Source organism: Paenibacillus sp. 4624 (assembly GCF_050435065.1).
Classification (GTDB): Bacteria; Bacillota; Bacilli; order Paenibacillales; family Paenibacillaceae; genus Paenibacillus; species Paenibacillus amylolyticus_D.
On sequence record NZ_JBNDJR010000010.1, the window covers coordinates 180,409 to 199,982 of the forward strand.

At 44.6% G+C, this 19,574-nt stretch carries 22 protein-coding genes, 1 tRNA gene and 1 riboswitch; of the genes, 18 read left to right on the forward strand and 5 right to left on the reverse strand.

Annotation, left to right across the window (positions count from 1 at the left end; translation table 11 throughout):
• Window positions 1-265: 265 nt before the first annotated feature.
• Both ABIE27_RS22045 and ABIE27_RS22050 read left to right on the forward strand, forming a co-directional pair.
• Window positions 266-691: a helix-turn-helix domain-containing protein gene (locus ABIE27_RS22045; protein ID WP_123063295.1), complete on the forward strand. Its 426-nt coding sequence runs from the start codon at window positions 266-268 to the stop codon at window positions 689-691.
• A 139-nt stretch (window positions 692-830) separates the two neighbouring features.
• On the forward strand, window positions 831-1,256 hold the full coding sequence (locus tag ABIE27_RS22050; RefSeq protein WP_429351475.1) for a helix-turn-helix domain-containing protein: 426 nt from the start codon (window positions 831-833) through the stop codon (window positions 1,254-1,256).
• Window positions 1,257-1,342: 86 nt separating this feature from the next.
• Here ABIE27_RS22050 and ABIE27_RS22055 read toward each other — a convergent pair whose 3' ends face one another.
• The 3 genes from ABIE27_RS22055 to ABIE27_RS22065 form a co-directional block, all read right to left on the reverse strand.
• A complete protein-coding gene (locus ABIE27_RS22055) occupies window positions 1,343-1,969 on the reverse strand; it encodes a hypothetical protein (RefSeq protein WP_123063297.1) in 627 nt (208 codons plus the stop codon).
• A gap of 35 nt (window positions 1,970-2,004) precedes the next feature.
• Window positions 2,005-2,208, reverse strand: a complete 204-nt coding sequence (locus tag ABIE27_RS22060) for an XRE family transcriptional regulator (protein WP_123063298.1) — start codon at window positions 2,206-2,208, stop codon at window positions 2,005-2,007.
• Window positions 2,209-2,470: 262 nt separating this feature from the next.
• Window positions 2,471-3,172 carry an urease accessory protein UreF gene (locus ABIE27_RS22065; protein ID WP_123063299.1) on the reverse strand — a complete coding sequence of 234 codons (702 nt, stop codon included), beginning with the start codon at window positions 3,170-3,172 and terminating at the stop codon, window positions 2,471-2,473.
• A gap of 441 nt (window positions 3,173-3,613) precedes the next feature.
• Between ABIE27_RS22065 and ABIE27_RS22070 the strand changes: the two genes are divergently transcribed.
• Window positions 3,614-3,696, forward strand: a tRNA-Leu gene (locus tag ABIE27_RS22070).
• A gap of 194 nt (window positions 3,697-3,890) precedes the next feature.
• On the opposite strand, the gene ABIE27_RS22075 is transcribed toward ABIE27_RS22070, so the two are convergent.
• Window positions 3,891-4,370: a glutathione peroxidase gene (locus tag ABIE27_RS22075; RefSeq protein ID WP_123063300.1), complete on the reverse strand. Its 480-nt coding sequence runs from the start codon at window positions 4,368-4,370 to the stop codon at window positions 3,891-3,893.
• Between the two features lie 378 nt (window positions 4,371-4,748).
• Window positions 4,749-4,924: riboswitch (cyclic di-AMP (ydaO/yuaA leader) on the forward strand.
• A gap of 117 nt (window positions 4,925-5,041) precedes the next feature.
• Here ABIE27_RS22075 and ABIE27_RS22080 point away from each other — a divergent pair.
• Together ABIE27_RS22080 and ABIE27_RS22085 are read left to right on the forward strand one after the other, a co-directional pair.
• Window positions 5,042-5,470 (forward strand): hypothetical protein, encoded by a 429-nt coding sequence (locus ABIE27_RS22080; protein WP_123063301.1) that lies wholly within the window; start codon window positions 5,042-5,044, stop codon window positions 5,468-5,470.
• 157 nt (window positions 5,471-5,627) lie between these two features.
• Entirely contained in the window at window positions 5,628-6,326 is a 699-nt protein-coding gene (locus ABIE27_RS22085; protein ID WP_161556870.1) for an HAD family hydrolase, read from the forward strand.
• Window positions 6,327-6,571: 245 nt separating this feature from the next.
• Here ABIE27_RS22085 and ABIE27_RS22090 read toward each other — a convergent pair whose 3' ends face one another.
• Entirely contained in the window at window positions 6,572-7,930 is a 1,359-nt protein-coding gene (locus tag ABIE27_RS22090; protein WP_275670033.1) for an Nramp family divalent metal transporter, read from the reverse strand.
• Between the two features lie 409 nt (window positions 7,931-8,339).
• On the opposite strand from ABIE27_RS22090, the gene ABIE27_RS22095 reads away from it, so the two are divergent.
• The 13 genes from ABIE27_RS22095 (at window position 8,340) to ABIE27_RS22155 (ending at window position 19,511) form a co-directional block, all read left to right on the forward strand.
• On the forward strand, window positions 8,340-8,759 hold the full coding sequence (locus ABIE27_RS22095) for an organic hydroperoxide resistance protein (RefSeq protein ID WP_123063303.1): 420 nt from the start codon (window positions 8,340-8,342) through the stop codon (window positions 8,757-8,759).
• Window positions 8,760-9,008: 249 nt separating this feature from the next.
• Window positions 9,009-9,254 (forward strand): zinc ribbon domain-containing protein, encoded by a 246-nt coding sequence (locus tag ABIE27_RS22100; protein ID WP_123063304.1) that lies wholly within the window; start codon window positions 9,009-9,011, stop codon window positions 9,252-9,254.
• A gap of 104 nt (window positions 9,255-9,358) precedes the next feature.
• The gene (locus ABIE27_RS22105; RefSeq protein WP_090918103.1) at window positions 9,359-9,637 is read left to right on the forward strand and encodes a hypothetical protein; all 279 of its coding nucleotides are present in this window, start codon (window positions 9,359-9,361) and stop codon (window positions 9,635-9,637) included.
• Window positions 9,638-9,787: 150 nt separating this feature from the next.
• Entirely contained in the window at window positions 9,788-10,210 is a 423-nt protein-coding gene (locus ABIE27_RS22110) for a thiol-disulfide oxidoreductase DCC family protein (RefSeq protein ID WP_123063431.1), read from the forward strand.
• 131 nt (window positions 10,211-10,341) lie between these two features.
• A complete protein-coding gene (locus ABIE27_RS22115) occupies window positions 10,342-11,199 on the forward strand; it encodes a DUF6612 family protein (protein WP_123063305.1) in 858 nt (285 codons plus the stop codon).
• A 218-nt stretch (window positions 11,200-11,417) separates the two neighbouring features.
• On the forward strand, window positions 11,418-11,801 hold the full coding sequence (locus tag ABIE27_RS22120) for a VOC family protein (protein ID WP_123063306.1): 384 nt from the start codon (window positions 11,418-11,420) through the stop codon (window positions 11,799-11,801).
• A gap of 159 nt (window positions 11,802-11,960) precedes the next feature.
• Window positions 11,961-13,241 carry a hypothetical protein gene (locus ABIE27_RS22125; RefSeq protein WP_123063307.1) on the forward strand — a complete coding sequence of 427 codons (1,281 nt, stop codon included), beginning with the start codon at window positions 11,961-11,963 and terminating at the stop codon, window positions 13,239-13,241.
• Window positions 13,242-13,285: 44 nt separating this feature from the next.
• Entirely contained in the window at window positions 13,286-14,584 is a 1,299-nt protein-coding gene (locus ABIE27_RS22130; RefSeq protein ID WP_123063308.1) for a CpaF family protein, read from the forward strand.
• Window positions 14,585-14,738: 154 nt separating this feature from the next.
• The gene (locus tag ABIE27_RS22135) at window positions 14,739-15,500 is read left to right on the forward strand and encodes a type II secretion system F family protein (protein ID WP_429351476.1); all 762 of its coding nucleotides are present in this window, start codon (window positions 14,739-14,741) and stop codon (window positions 15,498-15,500) included.
• Window positions 15,501-15,512: 12 nt separating this feature from the next.
• Complete coding sequence (locus ABIE27_RS22140; protein WP_123063309.1) at window positions 15,513-16,382, forward strand: type II secretion system F family protein; 870 nt, start codon at window positions 15,513-15,515, stop codon at window positions 16,380-16,382.
• 11 nt (window positions 16,383-16,393) lie between these two features.
• The gene (locus ABIE27_RS22145) at window positions 16,394-16,645 is read left to right on the forward strand and encodes a Flp1 family type IVb pilin (protein WP_429351477.1); all 252 of its coding nucleotides are present in this window, start codon (window positions 16,394-16,396) and stop codon (window positions 16,643-16,645) included.
• Window positions 16,629-17,303: a TadE/TadG family type IV pilus assembly protein gene (locus tag ABIE27_RS22150; protein WP_123063310.1), complete on the forward strand. Its 675-nt coding sequence runs from the start codon at window positions 16,629-16,631 to the stop codon at window positions 17,301-17,303. The genes ABIE27_RS22145 and ABIE27_RS22150 overlap by 17 nt, the downstream gene beginning before the upstream one ends.
• 96 nt (window positions 17,304-17,399) lie before the next feature.
• Window positions 17,400-19,511 (forward strand): hypothetical protein, encoded by a 2,112-nt coding sequence (locus ABIE27_RS22155; RefSeq protein ID WP_429351478.1) that lies wholly within the window; start codon window positions 17,400-17,402, stop codon window positions 19,509-19,511.
• The last annotated feature ends 63 nt before the right edge of the window (window positions 19,512-19,574 follow it).

Consider the following 19,574-nt stretch of genomic DNA (forward strand, 5'->3'; position numbering starts at 1 on the left):
GTTTTGTAATCTATACTGTGGTTATCTCTGTCATTAAAAAGGAATATTGTAGATTTTTATATGTATTATTCAGCGTGATATAAAATGTATATAATGACTCTTATGATGAATATTATGGTAATTATAATCATATTTTATATTTATTTCAAGTTTGGTTTGGGACTCTGATCGTCTGGATAAAAGGGCTGAGGATTCAGAAATATTGTGCTATAATTCAATCATATGGCATTTAAGTTGATTATTACGGTTGGAAGGCGGTTCTTGCATGCAGTCAATCTATGAGCGAATTGAACATCTGATTGCCGAAAGAGGGATGACGAAGAAGGCCTTCTGTGAACAGCTGAAGATAAGCACAGGCAATTTGGGTGACTGGAAACGTGGTAAATCAATCCCAAGTACCAATAAACTGATTGAAATTGCTTCATTTTTTGATGTGAGTCTGGACTGGTTAATGATTGGGCGTTTATCTAAGGAAGCCATTGTGCGGGAAAAGCGGGAAGATTATTTTTTTAACGTGTTGCGGCAAATGAATTGCCAAGAGAGTGAATTATCGACTGTGGAACAGTCTTTTATTAGTGAATATATCGAGTTTACTCGTTATCGTAAATTTAAAGAGAGTAAAGATGCCGGAAACTATCGTTACCAACCTGAATTGGAATACGAAAATAAGTCAGAGCTGGATGAAAGGTGAAATGGTTTCTGGAACTCCCGACGCGCGTGTGTCATATGCCTCGTGGAAAGAGTAGATGAAAACCTCCAGTGGTGCTAAAACAGCATGGAGGTTGTTTGTGTTAAAATGTTGATTATTACGGTTGGAAGGCGGTTCTTGCATGCAGTCAATCTATGAGCGAATTGAACACCTGATTGCCGAAAGAGGGATGACGAAGAAGGCCTTCTGTGAACAGCTGAAGATAAGCACAGGCAATTTGGGTGACTGGAAACGTGGTAAATCAATCCCAAGTACCAATAAACTGATTGAAATTGCTTCATTTTTTGATGTGAGTCTGGACTGGTTAATGATTGGGCGTTTATCGAAGGAAGCCATTGTGCGGGAAAAGCGGGAAGATTATTTTTTTAACGTGTTGCGGCAAATGAATTGCCAAGAGAGTGAATTATCGACTGTAGAACAGTCTTTTATTAGTGAATATATCGAGTTCACTCGTTATCGCAAATTTAAAGAGAGTAAAGATGCCGGAAACTATCGTTACCAACCTGAAACGGAAGACGAAAATAAGTCAGGGCAGGAAGGGACGTAATTGCCTCTGGATGACAAAAAACCTCCATTTGTGCCGCAGGGAATACCTTTGGTACAAATGGAGGTTTTTTATGTAGAAATATCCGTTTAGTGATGCTGATCAAGAATGCTGGAGTATTGGGGGTACAACTCACGGATACACTCTGGGCAGATGTCATGAGTAAACTCGGCGGAAGTGTGTTTCTCCAGATAATGTTCAACGCTGCTCCATTCGTCTGATTCATCCTTGATGTGTTTGCAAACGGCACAAATAGGCAGCAGTCCATGGAGGGTGCGAGCTTCAGTCAAGGCTTGTCGCAGCTGAAGCTCTGTCTGCTTCTGTTCTGTAATATCTGTGTGAGCAACCAATGCGAGGTCGGTATCTAACGCAGGCCCATCCTGTAAGGGAGTAAGTTCTACGCGAAACCATTTCTCTTCATTGTGTGGTGTGGTAACAGAGATGTCGTATGTATGGGTTTTGTTAAAAGGAACAACGTTATGTCTCAGATACCTCGCGAACTTGGTTGGATAGTGGTTTTTCTGTTGTGCTGCCCAAGCTTCCATCAGGTGAAGATAATGATTGTGGCGGCTGGCTGCGTGTAAGAAAAGTTTATGAAGTCCGTGCTGCCAGGCGCGATTGCAGCTCCGTATCATCCATTGATGATCAATAATGATCAACTGATGCTTGGTGGCCTGGAATGATAGGCTTTCTAGGTCGGATGTAATAGGTCTCATGGGAGAAGTCCTCCTTATGATGGATGAAAGTGTTCTTATCTCAGTTCCTCTGGTATGTTCAAAATGTCAGCGACCTGATGTCTGAATCGGGTTGCTTTGCGTGTGCCATGAATAAGGTTGGATAGACGGTAAGGAGGAATGCCGTGTTGTTCACAAAAGGTTTTCTGGTCGACCTGAAGTTCGGTTAGCCTTCGTTTGATAGCCCATCCGAACGGAGTGACTGGCTTTTTCTTGTTCAATAGGGTTCACCCCTGAGTAGATTTTATAGTATTCAGCAGGTTGTTCTTCGTGTAAAATGGATAGAAATACGTGCTGTTAATTCCATTATATACGTAAATTCGTCATCTAACAATTAAAAGATACGGAAATAAGTGTATTTTTTGAATTATTATGACGTAAATACGCTTTTTGTAATTGGATAAAATATAAAAAACACGCCAGCAAGGGGATTGCGGCGTGTTTTTGGTGTGCTCTGAAGAGAGGGAGAGAGGAGTGTGGAATTTATGCTCTGTAAGCATGGAGGCCTGCTCCAAGCATATGGAAGCTGGGGAATAACGACTTCATAGACATGGACGTAGGGTGCACATGTGCATCCGGTGAGGAGGCACTCACGGTAGTCCATTCATCCTCAAGGTCTGCGGTCAGGCGAGCCAACAGTTCCCGAGTGGTATTTTCACTTAGAGGTATAACTTTGCTAGCTTCGGATACACACGCATTCATGGCTGAATGCAAGTAACCGAGAACCGCCTCCTCGACGGGGATGTCGAGGTGGTGGTTGATCCAGGCGTGAACGGTGGGGAGACAGCCTACTGAATTGTATTTTGCGAAGATTTGTTCAAGTGGGCTAAAGTCGATCCAAGGATGCAAGGCGCGAGAAAGTTTGATTAAACGTTTGCCTATGATTGTTGCTTGCTCTCTCAGTTCAGGAGGGGTTCGCTGTACATGCACAAGTTTGTCGATCAGGGCAATCCGCCAAGTATCCTTATGATCTGTTGCGGTATATATCCCCTTGATGGCCATACCTTCGAGACGAACGAGACTGGGGTGTAACTGGCAGCGCATAAACGATTCGAGTTCCTCGGCTGTTCGAATGGTGCCTTCCTTGATGTGAGTGTCCATGCCGAAGAAATGGGTGAATCCTCCCACTTGGACAGAGGGATCAAGCAGTTTCGCATAATCGAGCAGCTTATTCCCGCGGTTCACGATCTTTCGCCTCCTGTACTTTAATGTGTTAGTTTTAATTACACAAATTATTTTTTCTTAAGTTTTATGTGTAAATCCGAATTATATGATATATATATTCACATAAACATCCGTATTTTGTCAATGGTTTATGAGAAAATAAAGACTTTATTAGATATGCATCGCTTATTGTGTTAACTAAAGTTACATGATTATTCTATCTGTGTTATATATTCATCTTTAAAATCATTTTGGTTCTTTTTACCGAATCGGATTAATGATATGTGTTTTTCGAGGAAATATGACTACATTTTGCAGGGGGGAGATTGGAATGGAAAAGGGGTTTTTTAGAATTAGAGTAAATCCGATTGTGATGAAAAAAATAATAAAGTGAATCATAAATGCTTTACTTTTGTTTGAGAATCCGGTATAATCAATTCTGTTGCCGATAATTTACGACATGCGGTCGTGGTGGAATGGCAGACACGCTATCTTGAGGGGGTAGTGGGCGTACGCCCGTGGAGGTTCGAGTCCTCTCGACCGCATTATTATGAAGTGTTACCGTGGGAAGCTTTCCGTGATGGAGAGCTTCTTTTTTTTTGTTGTCACATCGAAACAAGGGCGAATTATTAAGGATGTGCCTCAAAAGAGGGGGTAAAAAATCCACCTAAAAGCTTGAGCAGTGTCGGGCTCTTTGCTTTGTAGGTGGCTTGTTTTTGTTCGTTCGAACGTCTACATTTTATTTGTTAATCAGCTTCTGAATATCCTCTTCGATTTTATCCGGTGTAGTCTGTGGAGCATATCGTTTCACAACTTTACCGTCTTGATCGACAAGGAATTTGGTGAAGTTCCATTTGATGGCTTTGGAACCGAGCAAGCCTGGTGCTTCTTTCGTAATGTGCTGGAAGAGCGGATGAGCGCTGGAACCATTGACGTCAATTTTTTCAAACATAGGGAAGCTTACGCCATAATTCATCTGACAGAATTCAGCAATATCGTCGGAAGATCCTTTTTCCTGCGCGAACTGATTGCTTGGAAAACCAAGTACTTCGAACGGTGCATCCTGGAATTTATCCTGCAACTCTTGCAATCCCTTGAATTGAGGTGTTAGTCCACATTGGCTTGCGGTATTCACAATTAACAACACTTTGCCGCGATATTGGGACATCTCAATTTCTTGTCCGCGGAGGGTGTTTACTTTGTAATCATAAACTGACATGGGGAAAGCCTCCATCCTTTTATTCTTAATATACTTATTATATTTTAAACAATTAAATAATGCAAAATTTATTTTGGTTTACCGTTGTTATAACCATTAACTTGCTGGAGTCCCAAATGGATAAGAGATATATGAATCAATTTTTGTGCGGTTGAGAATTAGATAGATTGGAAGAGAGGGATGGCGTATAACCTTATTGTAAGCGTTATTATCGCTGGTTATTGCCGGAAATCTGGCGATTCGGTGATCTGTATGCACTTTACATGATCATGGCACGGGTGTATGATTCATAGCGTAATTTGAATTTTAATTAAATTGTACCTGAAAAACGAAACAAACGATAATATCGATCGGTCTTATAATCAAGATGTACGAACGATGTTTTAATCGCTGAGTTTCCATTCATTGTGGGTGGAAAACGGGGGAACCAACAGAATGGGCTGTATGACAGCAGCAGACATTCATGGGGTGAATTTTCCGGTGAAAGCTGGAAATAGGGCGACTCTCGCGCCCGAATCCGTCAGCTAACCTCGTAAGCGTTAAAGGGAGAGGCAACAAACCGCACGCTGGTTCATGGCGCATTTGTCATGGATTATTTAAGAAGCGTTTCGGAGGCCTTGGTCCCCACGCTTCTTTTTTGTTGTCTTTTCACGCCAAGGGAGGAACAAAGAATGGATAAAGAGATGATTTTGGTAACCGCTCCAAATGAAGCAGGACGTAAATTTGTGAAATTGCTGATGTATAAAAAAATGCCATTTGCCGTTCTGACGAACAGTGCTGATGAGGAGCGCAAACTTCGCCGTATTGGCGTAGAACACGTCATCCGTATGAATACAGCAGCTGCTGAGAAATGGTTTTTGCCGCAAGGCAGTGTAGGCAATGTGTTTATTTTTGAGAACAGTTTGAACTTGACATGTCGCTATCTTCAAATTTGTCGCTCCTGGACATCGAAGTCCTTGTGTGTGATCACGGAGCAGAGCCATCCTAAAGGGATTTATCGTGGAATGGGCGCGGATAAAATTGTGTATTCACTGAATGGAGAAGTTGGGTTCCTTCTCAATAGTTGCAATAAACCGGAAGCTGAAGTGAGTAGCTTGTGATTGACATTGATCCCAGGTAGGACGCCTGTTATAATTGCAGGTATAGACTAACGGAATTTGAGGAGACTCATGCTTGTCGTGAGTCTTCTTTTTTTATGGAAACTGTACGGTAGTATAGAAGCTAGGGGTAACCTGTAGCTTACGAGGAGGAATCAGCGTGCCGGATATTGCCGGATTGAAGTGGTTGTTTTTTGATGTGGGGGATACGCTGGTGGATGAATGGGAGCCAGTAGATGATATTATTGGGCAGTTCGTTCGTGAGGCTAATGATTACGGCTATCCAGTAAAGATTGAGGCGGTACGAGAACTGTTTGCTACCTGTTACCGTAATTATGAACAGTGGCCTATGAAAGTAGCCATACGTACATATATTCATGATGAAGACCACCGCATTCAGATTCAGAACAAGCTGAAATTCCATAAAGAATTGGAGCAACCGTTTCCTTCTGCAACCAAGGTGCTTGAACAGCTTTCGGAGCATTATCGTATTGGCATCATTGCGAATCAGAGTCCTGGGACTGAAGCAAGGCTGGAGAGCTACGGACTTCGTAAATACGTTCATGTTTTGGCCTGTTCGGCAGAAGAAGGGGTGTCCAAGCCTGATCCGGAGTTGTATGCAGTTGCTCTGAAGCAGGCTGAATGCTTGCCCGAAGAAGCGGTTATGATTGGTGATCGAATCGACAATGATATTATGCCAGCACGTAGTTTGGGCTTACGCACCATTCGTATTTTGCAGGGGTACGGAAGGTTCCAGCCAGAGCTTTCGGATGGCGAGCGTGCAGACTGGACGGTTGAGTCGCTCGATGAACTTCTACCCCTGCTACTACCTGATAACGATGCTAAAGAATCCTTGTGAGTATCTAGTTAAATCAGTGGATTTAGAGGGGATAACGGCTACTCGCCAGGTTCTTCTGTCATCGGAGTGGACTGTGTAAAATCTTTAGTTCAACTTATATAGAAAAGGCTGATTCGCCCGGTATGTGAATACCGTGGGCGCATCAGCCTTTTTTAAAATTTATGATACATAAAAAGTTGAACAAGTTTTTTTACACAGTAACGGAGTGAAAGTGTAAACATCCTTAGTTTGACTTATATATAAGCTTAGAACAGCATGATGGTCTGGATGATTAAATACACATTCAGGACAACGATAATAGCCGCGATAATCCAGGAAACGGTTTTGAGCCACAGTTTGTTTGCAAAAGGCCCCATGCTTTTTTTGTCACTTGTGAACATCACAAGCGGGATGACGGCAAATGGCAGTTGCAGGGATAGGATGACCTGACTCAAGATCAGTAACTCTTCTGTGCCGCGCTCACCGGCAATAGCAGTGACGATGACAGCAGGGATGATGGCGATCAGTCGGGTAACCAGTCTACGCAACCACGCCGGGATACGGATATTCAGGAAGCCTTCCATAACGATCTGTCCTGCGAGCGTGCCTGTAAGGGTTGAGTTCTGACCGGATGCGAGCAAAGCTACGCCGAACAGGACGCTGGCAATGGTTGTGCCAAGCAGCGGAGTTAGTAGATGATACGCATCGGATATCTCTGCTACCTGTGTCATGCCAGCGCTGTGGAATACAGCTGCAGATACGATCAGGATGGCCGCGTTAATGAATAGAGCTAGCGTCAAAGCAATGGTTGAATCCAGTGTGGTGTAGCGAATAGCTTCTCTCTTGCCCTGAGTCGTCTGCTCAATCTGGCGGGTCTGCACGATGGATGAATGCAGATACAGATTGTGCGGCATAACGGTAGCTCCGATGATGCCAATGGCGATGTAGAGCATGGCTGGGTTCTGCAAAATTTCGGTACTAGGAACGAATCCGTGAAGAACACCGCCCATATCCGGTTTCGCCAAAAATAGGTCGATGCCAAAACAAAGAGCTATGGTCGCCATCAGCACGATGACGAGTGTTTCCAGCGCACGGAATCCTTTATTTTGCAACACGAGAATGAGTAACACATCCACGGCGGTAATAATCACGCCGTATAACATGGGAATATTAAACAAAAGTTTAAGGGCGATTGCTGAGCCGATGACTTCAGCGAGGTCCGTAGCGGCTATAGCCAGTTCGCATAAAATCCATAACATCATGACAACGGGAGCGCTAAAGCGTTCACGACAGGCCTGGGCAAGATCACGCCCAGTGACAATACCCAGCTTGCCTGCGAGGGATTGAAGCACCACAGCCATCATGTTGGAAAAAAGGATGACGGACAATAACGTATATCCGAATTGCGAGCCGCCTGCGATATCCGTAGCCCAGTTGCCGGGGTCCATATAACCGACAGCGACAAGATAACCTGGGCCGACAAAGGCGAGGAACTTTTTCCACCACGCCGCATTTTTGGGTACTTTCATGGAACTGTGTGCCTCGCCTAGCGAAGGGGTCATCGTAGCTGCAGAAGCAGACGCATATTCGCTGGATGGAGGATTGAACGGATTTTTTTGACTCATACATGGATCACCTGACTTTACAATAAGATGTGGCCGGCTTGTAGCCGGAATAAATTCAATGTTAGGATGTGCTCTGGCACAAACGCTGTGACAAACGCACGGCATGAATAGGGGTGCTAATATATCTAAAATTGTATGTTGATATTTACATTGTACATCCTCAATAATTTTTGTCTAGTGCAACTTTTGTGTATTCGGACAAAACATGAGACGAATCAGAGGTTATATTTTCAAATAACCTCTTTGTATCGTACCCAATACGTAAAAAGATACGACTTTTACCAAGTGCGCATGAAATACAGCAAGATGTAAAAGCTGATAAAGTACACAATCAGACGTTTCAAATTGAGCCAGAAGTTTAAAATGAATTGTAGGCAGTTAAAACTTTATTAACGAAGGAGAGATTCTGATGGAAGCTTTATATACAGCAACAGCGACAGTAAAAGGTGGACGAACAGGTTCGGTGGCTTCTTCGGACGGTGTACTGCAACATGATCTGAAAATGCCGAAAGAGCTTGGCGGTGCCGGTGGAGAAGGCACGAATCCCGAGCAACTTTTTGCAGCTGGATACGGTGCATGTTACGAGAGCGCTCTGGCTAACGTGGCACGCAAAGCAGGTGTGAAATTGGAGAATGTCGTTGTAACCAGCAACGTATCGATCGGCAAAGATCCAACAGATGACGGATTCAAGCTAGCGGTTCGTCTGGATGTGAGTATGCCGGGAGTGGATCGCAGCCAGGCTGAGGATCTTGCCCGCAAGGCGCATGACTTCTGTCCTTATTCAAAAGCAACACGCGGCAACATTGACGTTGTACTCAACGTCGTTTAATAGATAGGAGAATTCCTGGCTCTTTCTCTTTGAGAGTGACAGGTAAAATAAAGAGCAAGGTATCCAGTGATATCTGATCTTCAAGCACACAAACCCTGCTGGTAGCTCAGCAGGGTTTTGTTTTCCAAATTATTACACCCAAGAATCACCTAATCTGAAAACGGGGGAGGATTTCTCCGTGTTAGGTCGTACTCTTTTACATAAACGTACAGTCACTTCATGCCACATATTCCATAAGGGGGAACGGCGATGAGTATTGAAGAGATGATTGAGAGAAAATTTGTATGCACCAAATGCCGGGGCACGGAATGCAGTATCAAGGAGGTTTCCATGTCAGGGGCGGGGCTCAGCAAGGTGTTTGATATTCAGCATAACCATTATTTGTTTGTGGGCTGTACGGCTTGCGGATATGTGGAGGTCTTTAACCCGGACGTGCTGAAAGGCAAGAAACAGGGACAAGTTGGTACGATTTTGGATATTCTGTTTGGCGGATAGACATGCGTGAGTTGACATCGACCTGAAATTTCTTTAATATGATTTAGTACTGAAAGTGTCAGTGTCATTAGCATGAACCAAATTTGAATTCACGGGTGATATCCATGTCTTATAGACCAAGCATTGCACAACTGCAAGTAGCCAGCAAAAACGAAAAAGACGGATTGTACGAATTTACGATGAAACTGGTGGATGGTACACAGTGCCGTGTATTCTACTCCAAATCTCCGGATTGGAAAATGACTGCGATCAGCCGTCTGCAGAAAACACCTTGTCCTGTATGTCGCAAAGACTTTATCTGCAAATGTATGGATCAATGGTCAGGTGACCTGCATCAACAAATGATTAACGACGAGTGGATGGAAAAAGCACTGGCTGAGTAATTGTCGGACAGTTATGAGCGTAGGCACTGAGCCTGCGCTTTTTTTCTATTTTACCAGAGAGCTTGGCAGGATAAATTCAGGTTAGGCGAGAAAAGTTGGCTCAAAATGGGTAAGTAATCTAACAGCACCATATAGGAGGCCACGATCATGATGACAGTAGCGCAAGAGGATAAGCACCAGGGACACCCAATTGTTCTTGTAGACGGCGTATGCAACTTTTGCCAGGGGATAACAAAATGGATTATCAAGCGTGACCCGGAAGGGAAATATCACTTTGCTTCACTTCAGTCAGATGTGGCGAAAGGGTTGCTGGAGAAGGGTGGACTGAGAACTGACAGCATGGATACGTTTGTATTGATTGAAAATGGAACATATTATACACGCTCAACAGCAGCGTTAAGATTGGCTAAAGGTCTCAAGTTTCCTTATCCGCTACTATATGCGTTTATTATTGTACCCAAATTCATTCGTAATGCAGTATACAACTGGATTGCGCGCAATCGTTATCGTTGGTTTGGGAAAGAGGAGGCATGTATGTTGCCTACATCTGAGACTAAAGATCGATTTTTATAAGTATAAAAGTATCAGTTTTCGAGGATAAGCTTCCATAAGAAAGAAGTTTCATGTAAGGTGATTAATATCGGAAATTACTGGGTAATTACTGTGGGTTACATTATTTTTTACATTATTGGGAGGACAACAACTTGAAGAAGTGGACGACAATGATTATTGGGGCATTATTGGCAGTAAGCTTGGCAGCATGCGGAAATGACACAGATAAATCTGCAACGCCGCCAGCAGGTAATGAAACAACGACTGAAAGCAACAATACAGCGGAGCAGAATGCGGCTGTTCCAACACTGGATGAATTGCTTGCCAAAACAGGTGAAGCAACGAAAGCGCTGAAAAGCTTCACTACGGAAGCTAACATTGATCAAAAGATCAAATTGGATGCTGGTGAGCAATCTCAGGATCAGCAGGTAAAAACGTCTTTGAAAATGGATATCATTAAAGATCCAATGATGATCTATCAAGAGATGGAAATGGATATGTCTGGACAGAAGCAAAATGTAAAACAGTATATTACTTCAGACAAAATTTACTCCCAAGTGGGTGACCAGTGGGTATCGATTCCAGAAGATCAAACGAAGGCACTCATCGAACAATTGAAAGCTAGCATGAATCCGGAAAAAGAGCTGGACCAATTCAAAAAAGTAAAAGAAGACGTTAAGATCACCGAAGAGGGCGACAGTTATGTTCTGAACGCAGATGTATCGGGTGACAATGTCAAGGAATTGGCTAAATCCGTTATGGAACAAAACGGTTCAGATGCTCAAATGCAGGCTATGCTTGATCAAATGAATATTAAGAGCATGAAAATGAAATATTTGATTAACAAAGAGACGTCTCTTATGGAAAAGATCGATGTAGAAATGGTGATGGAAATGGAGCAAAACAATCAGAAAATGACGATGGACATGAAAATGGACACTTCGTTCTCCAACCATGACAAAGTTGCAGAAATCAAAATCCCGCAAGAGGCTTTGGACAGCGCAAAATAAGTAAAGCCTTAAACACCTTTGATTCTGAATACGGACTACCTGTGGGTAGACCGGATAAGGATCAGGGGTGTTTTTTTGATTTTTGCATTTCTTTAGCGTGTTATAATAACATGTATGATTTATTTTTAGATTTGCTATTTGCAGAAGGATGATCTGTAAGTAAAAACATGGTTGCCTGAGGTTAATGCATCATTGTTTAATGGGGAGGGGATGCCGAGATGATCAGATATGCACATATTCATCACGTAAGTCTGGCTGTTCGAGATTTAGAAACGGCAAAAAAATTCTATTCAGATTTGCTCGGAATGCAGGAGATTGAGCGTCCTCCGTTTCGTTCCACGGGTGCATGGTATGCGATTGGCAGTCAGCAACTTCATCTGTTGCAGCATCCAGAAGGTCACACGCTGCGGGAAGCGGGGATTGATACGACCGACGGACATTTTGCACTTTGGGTGGTCAGTTATTCGGAGACGATCGCTTGGCTGGAAGAGCAAGGTGTTGAATATGAAGCGAGACCGGATAGTGTGGCTGGATTTGCCCAGATTTTTATTCTTGATCCTGATCGAAATATCATCGAATTTGGAGCGCCTTACGGTTCCTAACTGAGAAGGCTAGAATAAATCCCTTGCTCGTCCAAAAATTGTATGTTATAGTATGCATACATTCATAGCACGTGACGGAAGCACCGTCCATATCCTGCAATTTCATGCGGGAAATGGGCGGTGTTTTTTTGTGCTTTTTTTGATGGGAGGTAGACGTAATTGATTGTCCTTAAGGCAGTGCTGATATCGAGGGATAAAGATTATATCCGAGCTTGGCTTGACTACGTGCAGAGTAGTTCGTCAGGCTCCACGATGCGATTCATTGCTTTTTCACAGTGGGAAGCATTCAGAAATCATATGGATAAACAGGACGAACAAGAGCTGCCTGATCTAATCATCGCTGAACCGGAGTTTCTAAACCCATGGTTGATGAATGGTGGGGATGCCTCAGGTATCCCATGGCTTATGCTTAGCGAAGGAACTGACGAGGGACACGAGGTGAATCGACTGATGAAGTATCAGCCGTTGCCTGCGTTGTTTGAAGCCGTTAGGAGGGCTTGCAGGCAACCGCGTAGTAAGCGGAGTCGACATTCGGGTCAAGAAACGTTAGCGATCGGTGTGTTATCGGCATCGGGTGGGAGCGGTAAAACAGCCGTAGCTCTGCATATGGCGAAGCAACTTGGACTCGCTGGGTATTCTGTGTTGTATCTCAATCTGGAGACTCTGGACAGCTCGTTTCCTTTCCTTGAGAAAGGTTTGCGGCGGGGCAGTCAGCATCACGTAGAAGCAGAGACAGGTTTATCACGACTATTATATGATCTGAAGGCTGCTAAAAGGGAAGTAGCTGGGGGGCAGCGACTACGGAGGGATCAAGGTCCCGTACAAGAGAAGGCAGCAGGGTTAAGGATCAGTACGGATGCACATACAGATGTAGTCTCTGGTGCTGATTCTGATATCTCGGTAACGGGAAAAATGAAAGCAACAGTGGAGTATGTGGTTGGGCATGATGCGTTAAAGGCGGATGTGTTCTGGCCTTTAGCCAACCGTAAGGAAATGGTACAGATGTCTAAAGCGGACACGGCGGATCTGATTAAGTATCTGACCGATTCCGGGCAATATGAAGTGCTGATTCTGGACGGAGACTCAGGCTGGGATGAACGTAGTGAGGGTATCCTGGAGACGGCAGATACCTTCGTCTGGCTAGTAGAAGATGATATCGCTGCGATGCATCGATGGGGGCAATGGCTTCAGCATAACGAGCGTACCCGAACGGAACGGTTAGGAAGTATGCTAGAGCGCACATATTTTGTCATCAACAAATATCGGGAGCAAGTGATCAATCCATTGCCAAGACCTGATCTGTATGTGGATGCGGTGTTGCCTTATATTCCTTCTTGGAAACAGATGAATCAGGAAGAGGTCATGCTGAGCTCACCGATCTTCCAGCGTGAAGTCAAGAGATTGTGTGAATTGCTGATTCAGGCTGAAGGAGGCGGTTAGCCAAAGACAAGATGCACATTTAAATTGGAGGAGCCTGGAGAGTTATGACAGATCATTTATGGAGCATCACAGATCGTGAAGAACGATTTCAAATGCTTCGCAGAGAGGTTCGAGCTTCGCTCGACATGACTTCTTCTGCCGAGGATGAGGAGTTGTGGCAAGGGATTGAGAGAAAAGTTCTCGGTGATTCGGGCCTGGAAGATTTGACTTCAGGTGAGCGCCATGTCCTGGTGCGGCGATTGTACGATTCTTTTCGCGGGTTGGATATTTTGCAACCTTTGGTGGATCACCCGGACATTACGGAGATTATGATCAACAGTCATCAGGAGATCTTTGTTGAGCAAGAAGGGGAGGTCAGACAGATTCCACTGCACTTTGAATCCAGAGAGCGGCTGGAGGATATTATTCAAATGATCGTGTCTGGTGTGAACCGCATTGTCAATGAATCTTCCCCCATTGTGGATGCTCGCCTGAAGGACGGTTCACGGGTTAACATTGTGCTTCCGCCTATTGCGCTAAAGGGGCCAACGATGACGATCCGGAAATTCCCAAGTGAGCCAATGAAGATGTCTGATCTGATTGAGAAGGGGGCCCTGCATGAGGAAGCAGCCGTGTTATTACAGCAGTTAGTAAGGAGCAAGTACAACATTTTTATCGGGGGAGGCACGGGCTCGGGAAAAACAACTTTTCTAAACGCGTTATCCCAATTCATCCCTGCTGATGAGCGGATTATTACGATTGAGGATTCAGCGGAGTTACAGATCGTGACCGTGCCCAATCTCGTCTCCCTGGAGACGCGAAATGCCAATACAGAGGGCAAAGGTCTTATCTCCATCCGGGACCTGATTAAATCCTCTTTACGGATGCGTCCAAACCGGATTGTTATTGGGGAAGTACGCGGAGCGGAAGCGCTGGATATGTTACAGGCGATGAACACTGGGCATGATGGATCGTTGTCGACTGGTCATGCAAATACGATCTCGGACATGATCAGTAGACTTGAAACGATGGTCCTTAGTGGAGCGGAACTTCCCATTACCGTCGTAAGACAGCAGATTAGCTCGGCCATTGATATTTTTGTACATCTTTCGCGGCTTCGAGACCGTTCACGTCGTGTGACTGAGATCAGTGAAGTGACGGGTTTACATCATGGTGAAGTGCTTCTGAACCCGTTGTTTCGATTTCAGGAGCAGGAGGAACGGGAAGGGCGTATCATCGGTGGACTCATCCGGGTGGGCAGCCTGAAGAAGGTGGATAAGATTCAAATGGCCGGCCTTGGAGAATGGCTTGAGAAATACATAGAACAAATAGCCGTGCAGACTGGACAAGAGGACAAGCGGTGAATTGTAAAACATAAACTGAGCAATAGAATGGGATACAAAGTAGGGGGATTACATCTTATAACAACTATAATTAGTTATTTTTTGATGTAACCAGTTATGTTGTTAACGATTTTGGGAAGTTCCAAACCATATCGTGAAAGAAAGAGGGTGCAGCGTGGGGCAGGGCAGGCAGACATTGACGAATTACACCATATATACACTTAGCTCAAGACAGCGAGTTGTCTGTATGCTGGTCAGTGGATCATTATTTTTCGGTATTGGTTTGTTATTTTACCATCACTGGATGGCAGGGATGATACTGGCTACAGGTTGTATATGGGTGCCCAGGTTTTGGACAAAGGTGCTACTGGACCGCAGAAGGATGACACTAAGTTTGCATTTCAAGCAAGCTCTATATGCGCTGTCCTCGGCCCTGGCGGCTGGGAAGTCGGTGGAAAACGGTTTTAAGGAATCCGTTGAGGACCTGCGGATGTTGAACCCTGAGGCTGATACCGATTTGATTCGGGAGTTCACTATATTGCGGACACGCATGGAATATGGTCAGCCGATTGAAGAGGCGCTGCAGGATTTCTCGGAACGGGCACAGATTGAAGATATTACGAATTTTGCAGACGTGTTTATTACTTGTAAACGAACGGGAGGTGATCTGGTAGAAGTGGTTCGTCGTACCTCCACAGTGATTGGAGAAAAGCTGGATATTCAACAGGACATTATGGTTGCTGTGGCACAGAAAAGATTTGAATCCAAGGTGATGTTTGCGGCACCATTCATTTTTCTGTTATTTCTCAACCTGACCGCCAATGATTTCATGGAACCACTATACAGTGGGCTCGGATATCTCATTTCTACAGGTACACTTGCGGTGCTGGTCTGCTGTTATCTATGGATTCATCGCATTATGGATATCAAAGTGTGAGGAGATGAAAAGATGCTGTTTCCCCTCTTGATTGGAGGAGTACTCAGCGCGGGCTGGATTTGGCTTGATCGAACCCTGGGGAAAACCTACAAGCATTTGCGAAAGCTGCATATGGAAGGTTTACGTTTGAAAAAAATGCACGCTCCGTTTCTGTTTATGCTGGACAAGTTCGAGATCGGCCGCAGACTGCCTGTACTTATGTTCCGGATGCAACACGCGATCCAGAAGATGTATGGCATACAACATAGCGGTGAAAAAACGATGCTCTATTGTGCTGAAATGTTGACGTACTCGTGGCTAGTGATGCTGGCAGGATGTTTACTATCCCTCGTGAAGGAGGTAGGCACGGGAGGATTAGCTGGTGGGGTTATTCTTGCAATCGCTTTGCCGTTTGCGATGTATAAGGATCTTTACACCAAGGTAAAGCGAAGGGATCAAGATATCCTTATAGAGCTGCCTGAACTGCTTAATCGAATTGTGCTCTTGGTTGGAGCGGGAGAAACGGTACAACGTGCAATCGTTCACTGCGTGAATAGCCAGAGTGAGCGGGATCACCCATTGTACAACGAATTGCGGAGAGCAGCAGGAGACTGGAATAACGGGTACTCGTTTCAGCAATCTTTAGAGCAGTTCAGCCGCCGCTGCGGTGTGCAGGAAGTGACGATTTTCACAACGACGGTTCTGCTGAATTTCCGGCGTGGGGGAGGTGACTTTGTATTGGCGCTGCGCGATTTGTCACATGTATTGTGGGAGAAACGCAAGACGGTTAGCCGGGCCAAGGGAGAGCAGGCCTCTTCGAAACTGGTATTTCCGATGGTATTGATCTTTTTTACAATCGTGGTCATGATCGGTGCGCCTGCTTTTATGATGATGAATATGTAGGAGGAATTGGGATGATTAGAGTAGGGGAGCAGATGATGGAAGTAAAGGAGCGGACAATGGAAATGAGTGGTCAGATGAGTGAGATGATGAAAAACAAGGCAGCGGCATTTTGGAAAGAAGAAGAGGGTTTGGGTACGCTGGAACTGATTCTAATTATTGGTGTAATCATCATTATAGCATTGATCTTCAAAGACCAGATTAAAACTTTGGTAGAAAGACTGCTGAAAAATGTCAGCAACAAAAGTAATGAGTTTTTTGAGTAGACGTTTCAGAAAGGAAGAAGGGAGCTTCACTATCGAAGCTTCCCTGGTCTTCCCGATCATATTATTTATCCTTGTGGTACTGCTTTTCTTCACGATGTACATGTACCAAAAAACATTTTTAAACCAGCATGCTTATGCCGCTTCTGAACGAGCTGCCTACAGTTGGGACAATAGCCACAAACAGGCGCTGACAGGTGAATATGCTACCGGCGAATATGATCACTTGTACTGGCGGCTAAGCGACGATCGGCTGTTAGGAGCATTGTTTGGTTGGGCGGGAGCGGACAATGAGGTTAGCGCTTCTATACCTGGAGCTGAAGGCGGCAATCTTTCGGAAACAAAACTAGCACAAGCTTCCAGCCACATGCCCTCAGCCATGAAGGGTACAATGACATATCAAAATGCATTGATCCAGCGGAAGGTAACCACTGAGCTTGAGCAGGTTATATCGTTGCCGCTGCCCTCATTTTTGTTTAATTCCGGCCATCGTGTGCTCACGCAGGGCTCCTCTGCTGTTGTAGAACCGGTTGAGTTCATCCGAACGGTGGATTTGATCCGTTATTACGGTGCGAAGTTTAAAGGAAAAGGCGGAAAGGGAGCAACTTCAGCGGTGGAGGCAGGACAAGTTATACAGCATTTTGGGAAAAACGAAAAATGAGGAAAGGGGAGGGAGGCACTGTTTAGAAAAAGAGATGGTGAGTCTGGAGCTGTAACGTTATTTCTGATCTTGATCCTGGCTGGAGTATATATGTTTGTGGCGATTTTTATTGATTATGCGAGAATTGCTGCATTCAAAGTGCAGACGGAACGGATGGTACATGCTGCAATGAGATCCGTTATGTCAGCTTATGATACATCACTTCGAGAGTATGGTTTGTTTGCATATGGCGACAGTAGCGGAGATGCCATTATGGCAAAAGTGTTAAATGATAGTGTGAAACCTTCCTCCGTAAAGGATAGTTTTCCGATTCTGGATATGCAATGGGACACCACTTCACTCGGTATGGACCGTGAACTGGGCAGGTATGATATTTTTAATCGTCAAATTCAGGAAGACATGAAGTATAGAGCTCCGGTTGATTTTGTTATTGAAGTGATTAATCGATTCAAACCGATGTCAGAGGAGATGAAGGAAGCCGCACATACCGTGGATCTGTTGAAGAAATTACAAAAGCTCTATGACAAACGTGAGAAATTGCTGGATGAAGCGATCAAAAATCAGATTGAATCTGCCGAGAAGGTAATGAAACTTCCAGATTTAATCATGAAACCGCCAGCCCAGGCCATCTATGAAGAAATGCTTGAGGCAACACCTGAGACAGCAGCAGAAGCGGCGGCACGTTATGCCGATTACCTAAGCAAGAAACAAGCAGATGAAGGACTGCCTTTAATTGAACAGCTGTACATATTGGAATTGGGGCGTTACCGGACAGGTGTAAATCAGATTGTGACAGGAATCAGTATGTTGATACAACCAGCGCTAGAGGCGCATAAGACCAAACTATTGGAAGCGCAGGACAAGATCGAAGAGGCACGTAAAATGAATGAAGAGATGAAACGAGTGATTGCGGAAGGGGAAAGTCGTTCCGAGAATGCCAGTTATGATAACGTGGGCAATTCTAGCCTTCCTGGAACGAGTCCGACATCTGCGGGTTCCGGCAATGAGGCCAAAAGCACACGTTCGCTCGCTTCCGAGCTTGTCAGGGAAGATGCGCTATTTGATCGGATAAAATCTCGTGTGATCTCCCAAAATGAAGACTTCTCTGGCGTGCGAAAAGATAGCATGGAACTTAATGCCCAGCTTCGGAGTGTGACGGGTATGAGTGGTGTTCCAATTAAACCTGCGGTCAGGCAGGCAAGTCAGACTACCGAACGTTATATGAATTCTTTTGGCAGAACAGGTCCTTTCAATCTTATCTCACAGAGCCAACAGGAGCTCGAAAACGGTCGGGGATCGGATGCCCAGCGTAAAGAGAATGATAAGCAATCCAAAGGGAAATTGAAGGAAATGAAACGGTTATTTAGCCGGATTGAAAACGGGACTTCTGGTTCCGTGCAGAAATTCAAACAGCTGGAACAATTTTATGAGGCTAACATCGCGTTCAATCAAAAAAGCTCTGATCGAGCGGAAAAGGCAAAGATTGCGAGTGATCCGTATGATTCCGGTGGAAATGCCATGAAGGGAATGGATCACCTGTTTGGAGGAATGTCAGGACTACTGGGAGACCTTGGCGATGAGCTGTTTCAAAATGAATATGCGCTTGCTTACTTTGATTCCATGGATTTTAGTCAATTGTTTTCCTGGACGGAAGGCAGTGGAGATGTTAATGACGTGTTCAAACTGGAGAATCAGGAGCTAGAGTATATCCTATACGGCTTTCATAACCCTTCAGGTAACATCGCATCTGCATATGCGGAAGTCTTCGGAATCCGTCTGGCAATTCGTACAGCTGAGGGGCTAAGTGAGAATAGTAAGCTGGGAAATCCGCTTCTTGTGTTGTCTGCCGCGATCCTATACGGAATTACGCATGCAATTGAAGATATGGACAAGCTGGCGAAGGACGGAAATGTTGAATTGTCCAAATATATCAAGGTGAAGCTGACATACAGGGATCACCTCAGATTGTTCCTGCTAATGCATAGCAATAATGATCGCAAAATGTCCCGAATGTTAGCCTTGATCCGATTGAATACGGGAGCTAACCCGGATGAGAAAAAGACTTATGCTTCCGGACAGGTACGCAGCAGCATTAAGCTATGGTTTTTGCCTGGAATTGTGCGAAGTATAGGCGCTGTTATGGGCAGTGAGGATCAAGTACAAGATGGACGCTTTTTCATTGAACGGAAGGCGGATTATTCCTATTGAACAGGTGAAAACATGTTGATGGAGGCATGATGGAAAAAAGGGTTCAGGTTCAGGGTGAAAGGA

What these genes read in the sequence shown, in the direction of transcription:
- ABIE27_RS22045 (WP_123063295.1), top strand. Translation starts at nt 266, where the DNA reads ATGCAGTCAATCTATGAGCGAATTGAACATCTGATTGCCGAAAGAGGG.
- ABIE27_RS22050 (WP_429351475.1), top strand. Translation starts at nt 831, where the DNA reads ATGCAGTCAATCTATGAGCGAATTGAACACCTGATTGCCGAAAGAGGG.
- ABIE27_RS22055 (WP_123063297.1), bottom strand. Translation starts at nt 1,969, where the DNA reads ATGAGACCTATTACATCCGACCTAGAAAGCCTATCATTCCAGGCCACC.
- ABIE27_RS22075 (WP_123063300.1), bottom strand. Translation starts at nt 4,370, where the DNA reads ATGTCAGTTTATGATTACAAAGTAAACACCCTCCGCGGACAAGAAATT.
- ABIE27_RS22080 (WP_123063301.1), top strand. Translation starts at nt 5,042, where the DNA reads ATGGATAAAGAGATGATTTTGGTAACCGCTCCAAATGAAGCAGGACGT.
- ABIE27_RS22090 (WP_275670033.1), bottom strand. Translation starts at nt 7,930, where the DNA reads ATGAGTCAAAAAAATCCGTTCAATCCTCCATCCAGCGAATATGCGTCT.
- ABIE27_RS22095 (WP_123063303.1), top strand. Translation starts at nt 8,340, where the DNA reads ATGGAAGCTTTATATACAGCAACAGCGACAGTAAAAGGTGGACGAACA.
- ABIE27_RS22100 (WP_123063304.1), top strand. Translation starts at nt 9,009, where the DNA reads ATGAGTATTGAAGAGATGATTGAGAGAAAATTTGTATGCACCAAATGC.
- ABIE27_RS22105 (WP_090918103.1), top strand. Translation starts at nt 9,359, where the DNA reads ATGTCTTATAGACCAAGCATTGCACAACTGCAAGTAGCCAGCAAAAAC.
- ABIE27_RS22110 (WP_123063431.1), top strand. Translation starts at nt 9,788, where the DNA reads ATGACAGTAGCGCAAGAGGATAAGCACCAGGGACACCCAATTGTTCTT.
- ABIE27_RS22120 (WP_123063306.1), top strand. Translation starts at nt 11,418, where the DNA reads ATGATCAGATATGCACATATTCATCACGTAAGTCTGGCTGTTCGAGAT.
- ABIE27_RS22130 (WP_123063308.1), top strand. Translation starts at nt 13,286, where the DNA reads ATGACAGATCATTTATGGAGCATCACAGATCGTGAAGAACGATTTCAA.
- ABIE27_RS22140 (WP_123063309.1), top strand. Translation starts at nt 15,513, where the DNA reads ATGCTGTTTCCCCTCTTGATTGGAGGAGTACTCAGCGCGGGCTGGATT.
- ABIE27_RS22145 (WP_429351477.1), top strand. Translation starts at nt 16,394, where the DNA reads ATGATTAGAGTAGGGGAGCAGATGATGGAAGTAAAGGAGCGGACAATG.
- ABIE27_RS22150 (WP_123063310.1), top strand. Translation starts at nt 16,629, where the DNA reads ATGAGTTTTTTGAGTAGACGTTTCAGAAAGGAAGAAGGGAGCTTCACT.